Annotated in this window: 5 protein-coding genes and 1 tRNA gene; 4 read left to right on the top strand and 2 right to left on the bottom strand. The window is 34.0% G+C overall.

Translation table 11 applies throughout. The features are described from left to right. Positions 1 to 270: 270 nt before the first annotated feature. Positions 271 to 1062, bottom strand: a complete 792-nt coding sequence (locus IKZ35_04650) for an MBL fold metallo-hydrolase (protein MBR4893250.1) — start codon at positions 1060 to 1062, stop codon at positions 271 to 273. Beyond that, positions 1062 to 2318 carry a UDP-N-acetylglucosamine 1-carboxyvinyltransferase gene (locus tag IKZ35_04655; GenBank protein MBR4893251.1) on the bottom strand — a complete coding sequence of 419 codons (1257 nt, stop codon included), beginning with the start codon at positions 2316 to 2318 and terminating at the stop codon, positions 1062 to 1064. Before IKZ35_04655 ends, IKZ35_04650 begins: the two co-directional genes overlap by 1 nt. A gap of 180 nt (positions 2319 to 2498) precedes the next feature. Here IKZ35_04655 and IKZ35_04660 point away from each other — a divergent pair. From IKZ35_04660 to IKZ35_04675, 4 genes are all read left to right on the top strand, one after another. Continuing rightward, positions 2499 to 2574: transfer RNA gene (locus IKZ35_04660), tRNA-Val, on the top strand. A 153-nt stretch (positions 2575 to 2727) separates the two neighbouring features. Further along, a complete protein-coding gene (locus IKZ35_04665) occupies positions 2728 to 2910 on the top strand; it encodes a hypothetical protein (GenBank protein ID MBR4893252.1) in 183 nt (60 codons plus the stop codon). Between the two features lie 19 nt (positions 2911 to 2929). Beyond that, the gene (locus IKZ35_04670) at positions 2930 to 5542 is read left to right on the top strand and encodes a valine--tRNA ligase (GenBank protein MBR4893253.1); all 2613 of its coding nucleotides are present in this window, start codon (positions 2930 to 2932) and stop codon (positions 5540 to 5542) included. Next, positions 5542 to 6129: bifunctional folylpolyglutamate synthase/dihydrofolate synthase (locus IKZ35_04675; protein ID MBR4893254.1), on the top strand; the 588-nt coding region annotated here is incomplete at its 3' end. The genes IKZ35_04670 and IKZ35_04675, both read left to right, overlap by 1 nt.

Here is a 6129-nt window from a genome sequence, read left to right on the forward strand (position 1 = left end):
ATTTGACGGAGAAAAAACTGAGCAAATTATTAAATTTTGTTAGAAAAATGTTAGAAATGGCTAGAAAAACCGCTAGATAAGGGTGTAAAAACAAGGTTTGAACCTCGCTTAAACCCGCAGGCTTCCGCCATTTGTAGGGGTACAGTTACAGTGTAACCGAGGGGATTTCGAGTCGGCTTTGAGTCAGCCCCGTTATGACTACTTCGATACTTCTTCTCATATATTAACTCCCCTTATTAAAAGGGGAGCAGATACACATTTTATTAAGAATTAAAAAGTAATTATTTCACTTAAGACATCACGGGTTGCTACTGACAGTAGCAAGTCGTTATTTATTTTTATGCCTTCTGATTCCATTTTTTCTTTTGTAACATTATATGCAAGTTCGGGAGTATTGGCTTCGCCGCTCAAATGCCCAAGCATTAGTCTTTTTAACCCCATTTTAACAAGTTTTGAAGAATAGAGAGCAGATGTTTCATTAGAAAGATGGCCCTCATTGCTAAGAATTCTTTGCTTGATAAATTCTGCGCGTTTACTGTTTTTTAACATTTCAACATCGTGATTAGACTCAAAAAACAGAAAATCTCTTCCTTTAAATTCCTGTAAAAGTTCATCACTCATATAACCTATATCAGTTGCATATGACGCACTTTTATTTCCCAAATAAAAATTAAAACCAATAGAAAACTTTGTATCATGAGGAGTTTTAAAAGCAGAGGCATCAATATTTCCTATTGAGAATTCCTGCTTGTCAGGGATAATAATTCTTCTGTATTTAGGCATATTTATCCCTTTATCAAAAATTTCTTCGTGAGTGCCATATGATGTGTAGATGGGAACTTCGGTATTGTTTATAATCATCGGCAGTGCGTTTATATGGTCTGAATGAGAGTGGGTTATAAATAAGGCGTCAATATCTGAAATATTCATATCCACTTTTGATAATTGGTCTTTTATCTGTTTAAAAGAGCCACCGCAGTCTACTAGAATATTAGTGTTCTTATATTTTAATAATGAAGCGTTTTTACTGCTGCCTGAGTATAAAGAAACAAAACTAACCATTATATAGAAACTCTCCTGATTGTTCCACCGAGTGCTTCTATTTTTTCTACTACTCTTTCATAGCCTCTGTCGATATGATATATTTCACTTATTTCGGTAGTACCTTCGGCAGAAAGACCTGCAATAAGCATTGCAGCACCTGCTCTTAAATCAGTAGCAAGAACAGGAGCACCATAGAAACCATCAACACCTTCCACAACAGCCATATTACCGTTAACATTGATTTTTGCACCCATTTTTTTAAGTTCGCTGACATACTTATATCTTGAATCCCATACTGTTTCGATAACTGTACTAAGACCGTCAGATAATGCAAGAAGTGTTGTAATAATTGGTTGCATATCGGTAGGGAAGCCCGGATAAGGCATAGTTTTAACAGTTGATTTATTAAATCTTTCTTTATAGTATATTCTTATAGAATCACCAAATTCTTCAACACCAACATTCATTTCTTCAAGTTTTGCACTGATTGGCTCTAAGTGTTTAGGAATAATGTTTTTAATAGTTACATCGCCTTTTGTGGCTGCTGCCATAACCATATAAGTACCTGCTTCAATCTGGTCCGGTATAATGGCATATCTTGTACCACTGAGTTTTTCAACACCTTTAATTTTAATAATATCAGTACCTGCGCCTTTGATTTTTGCACCCATAGAGTTTAAGAAGTTGGCAAGGTCAACAACATGAGGTTCTTTAGCAGCATTTTCAATAGTAGTAGTACCTTGTGCCTTAACAGCAGCAAGCATAATATTCATTGTTGCACCGACAGAAACAGTATCAAGGAAGACATTGTTTCCAACAAGTTCAGTAGCATCTGCACTGATTCTTCCACCTTTAACAACAACTTTTGCGCCTAATGCTTCAAACCCTTTTATATGTAAGTCCATTGGTCTGTCTCCAAGGTTGCAACCACCAGGAAGCGCAATATCTGCATGCATATATTTTGATAAAAGAGCGCCTATAAAGTAGTATGATGCACGCATTTTGCTTGTAAGTTCAAAAGAACAGGTTGTTGTAGTAAGATTTGTACAATCTATTTTAATAGTATTTTTATCAAGAATTTCGATTTTAGCACCTAACTGATTAAGAATTTTAATCTGAAGTTCTATATCCTGAATCATAGGAACATTTTCAATAATACAAGGCTCGTCCGCTAAGATAGCAGCAGGAACAATGGCAACAGCGGCGTTTTTTGCACCACTTATAACAACAGAGCCATTTAAAGGTTTACCCCCTGTGATTATATATTTTTCCACTCCGTACACTCCCTTTTACAATCTATAATTAAAGTATAAAATCTGCCCACATTCGTCTTTAGAATTGTATCATATTTTCTTTGGTTTGGCAATATATTTAGTAGTTTTTTATTTTTATAACACAATATATTACTTTTTTATTGACTTTTAAATATATTTGTGATATCATACGATGTGTTCGGGCGCATAGCTCAGCTGGGAGAGCATCTGCCTTACAAGCAGGAGGTCATAGGTTCGATCCCTATTGCGCCCACCAGAAAAAAGCACTTCGTATGAAGTGCTTTTTTCAATTAAATCTGTCTTGACAGACAGAAGAAATCACTTTATAAAATAAAAAACGCCTTTATATATTGATTTTTTATAAAAAAAATGGTAAAATATTTTACTGACGAAAAGATGGTGATTAAATATGACAGAAAAGATAGTTTTATTGGTTATTTTAATTATTGGAGCACTTTTAACTTACTTATCTCAACCTATTTCGAGATTAGTGCCTATATTAAAAACTCCAGAGAAGAACAATCTTTTAATAAAAATAATAGGTTTTATTATTGTGCTTGTGTCAGTTATAATTGCTTTTAATAAATTTTAAGAAAGAGAGTTTTTAAGTTATGAGAAATGATATTGCAAAAAACTATTCTCCTAATGAAGTAGAGGATAAGATATATCAAAAATGGCTTGATAATGGTTATTTCACACCAAAAATTGATAAAGATAAAGAACCATTTACCATTGTTATTCCTCCTCCGAATGTTACAGGGCAACTTCATATGGGACATGCTCTTGATGAAACATTACAGGACATTTTGATAAGATATAAAAGAATGCAGGGTTATCCTACATTGTGGGTTCCCGGTACTGACCATGCAGGTATTGCAACTCAGATAAAGGTTGAAGAAAATTTAAGAAAAGAAAAAGGTCTTACCCGTCATGATTTGGGAAGAGACGAATTTTTGAAACTTGTATGGGACTGGAAAAATAAATACGGAAGTTATATTCTTGACCAGATTAAAAAACTTGGCAGTTCATGTGATTTTACAAGAGAAAGATTTACAATGGACGAAGGATGTTCAAAGGCTGTTAAGGAAGTTTTTGTTAAACTGTATGAAAAAGGTCTTATATATCGTGGTAACAGAATTATCAACTGGTGTCCTCACTGTATAACTGCTCTTTCAGATGCAGAAGTAGAATATACTGAACAGGACGGATTTTTCTGGCATATCAAATATTTTGTTAAAGACAGCGACAGATTTATTGAAATTGCTACTACAAGACCTGAAACACTTTTGGGCGATACTGCAGTTGCAGTTCATCCTGAAGATGAAAGATATAAAGATTTAGTAGGCAAAACTCTTATTCTTCCGCTAGTTGGAAGAGAAATTCCTGTTATTGCTGATGAATATGTTGATAAAGAATTTGGTACAGGATGCGTTAAAATTACTCCTGCACACGACCCTAACGACTTTGAAGTAGGGTTAAGACATAATCTTGAGCAGATAAGAGTTATGAATGACGATGCCACTATCAATGAACTTGGCGGCAAATATCAGGGAATGGACCGTTACGAAGCACGAAAAGCAATAGTTGAAGACCTTAAAGAAGGCGGATACCTTGTTGATGTTAAACCTCATAAACACAATGTAGGTCAGTGTTATCGTTGCGGAACAACAGTTGAGCCGATTACATCCAAACAGTGGTTTGTTAAAATGGCGCCTTTAGCAGAAAGAGCGATAGAAGTTGTAAAAAATAAAGAAATTCAGTTTGTTCCTGACAGATTTTCAAAAACATATCTTAACTGGATGGAAAATGTTCACGACTGGTGTATTTCCCGTCAGTTATGGTGGGGACACAGAATTCCAGCTTTCTACTGCGAAGACTGCGGTGAAATGGTTGTTTCCAAAGAGGATGTTCATACATGTCCAAAATGTGGCGGCAAAATGAAGCAGGAAGAAGATGTGCTTGATACATGGTTTAGTTCTGCGCTATGGCCTTTCTCAACTCTTGGATGGCCTGAAAAGACAGAAGACCTTGAATATTTCTATCCTACAAGTGTGCTTGTAACAGGATATGATATTATTTTCTTCTGGGTTGCAAGAATGATTTTCTCAGGTATGGAGCAGATGAATGAAGTTCCGTTTAAGTATGTATTTATTCACGGTTTAGTTCGTGATGAATTCGGAAGAAAAATGAGTAAATCATTAGGTAACGGAATTGACCCTCTTAAGATTATTGACGAATATGGTGCAGATGCTCTAAGATTTACACTTGCTACCGGTAATTCGCCTGGTAACGATATGAGATTTTCTACAAAGAAAGTTGAAGCATCAAGAAACTTTGCCAATAAAATATGGAATGCATCAAGATTTGCTCTTATGAATCTTGACATTGATAAGATAGAAATTCCCAAAAATCTTGAAATTGAAGATAAATGGGTGTTATCAAAATATAATACATTAGTAAAAGAAGTTACAGATAATCTTGATAAGTTTGAACTTGGTGTTGCAGTATCAAAACTTTACGACTTTATCTGGGATATACTATGCGACTGGTATATCGAAATGATTAAAATGAGACTGTATGCAAAAGAAGAAAGCGGAAGAGTTGCTCAGAATGTACTTTCTTATGTATTATCAGGTTCATTAAAACTTTTGCATCCGTTTATGCCATTTATCACAGAAGAAATCTTTATGGCACTTCCTACAAACGAAGAAAGCATTATGATTTCTGATTGGCCTAAATTCAGCGAAGATTTAAGTTTTGCTGATGAAGAAAAGAAAATTGAAATGATAATAGGTGCAATTAAATCTCTAAGAAACTTAAGAGCAGAAATGAATGTTCCTATGTCTAAAAAAGCAAAAATGTATATCATAACCGATGATGAAGATACATTTGTAAAAGGTTCAGGATTTTTCTCCAAATTAGGCGGAGCTTCCGATGTTGTTGTAACAAGTGATAAAAACTTAACTGTTGAAAATGCAGTGTCATTAGTTGTTGAAGGTGCACAGATACTTATGCCTTTAGGCGAACTTGTTGACCTTGAAAAAGAAAAAGAAAGACTTAACAAGGAAAGAGACCATATTTTAAGTGAAATTAAGAGAGTTGACTCTAAACTTTCAAATGAAGGTTTCTTAAGCAAGGCACCTCAGAAACTTATTGACGAAGAAAAAGCAAAGAAAGTTAAGTTTGAAGAAATGCTTAAACAAATTGAAGAGAAGTTAAAATAATGGAAAAGTCAGAAAGTTTATTTTTAACTGAATTATTTAAAATTAAAAGGTTTGGAAAAACTCCAAACCTTTTAGTAATGCAGGAAATTTTAGAAAAAATAAATAACCCTCATAAAAACCTTAAGTTTATTCATATAGCAGGTACTAACGGTAAAGGCTCTGTATCAAACTATATATCAGAAATTTTAATTCAGGCAGGGTATAGGGTAGGTCTTTTTACTTCTCCTTTTATTCATAAGTTTAACGAGCGTATTAAAATAAATAATGTTGAAATTTGTGATAAAGATTTAGAAGAAACAGGAATGAAAATTCTTAACTTAACTAATACTTTACCATATGAAGTAAAGCAGTTTGATATAATAACCCTTATTGCTATGGAATGGTTTTCAAAAAACAAGTGTGATTATGTTGTTTTAGAAGCAGGTATGGGGGGCAGAAATGACAGTACAAATATAGTTAACCCTCTTATTTCGGTTATAACAACAATAGACTTGGACCATACACAGGTTTTAGGAAAAACAGTGGAAGAAATAGCATATGAAAAAGCGGGAATTATTAAAGAAAATACATCTCTTTATTATTATCCA

Source organism: Clostridia bacterium, from assembly GCA_017554615.1.
GTDB lineage: Bacteria > Bacillota > Clostridia > UMGS1840 > HGM11507 > SIG450.

What these genes read in the sequence shown, in the direction of transcription:
- IKZ35_04665 (MBR4893252.1), top strand. Translation starts at nt 2,728, where the DNA reads ATGACAGAAAAGATAGTTTTATTGGTTATTTTAATTATTGGAGCACTT.
- IKZ35_04670 (MBR4893253.1), top strand. Translation starts at nt 2,930, where the DNA reads ATGAGAAATGATATTGCAAAAAACTATTCTCCTAATGAAGTAGAGGAT.
- IKZ35_04650 (MBR4893250.1), bottom strand. Translation starts at nt 1,062, where the DNA reads ATGGTTAGTTTTGTTTCTTTATACTCAGGCAGCAGTAAAAACGCTTCA.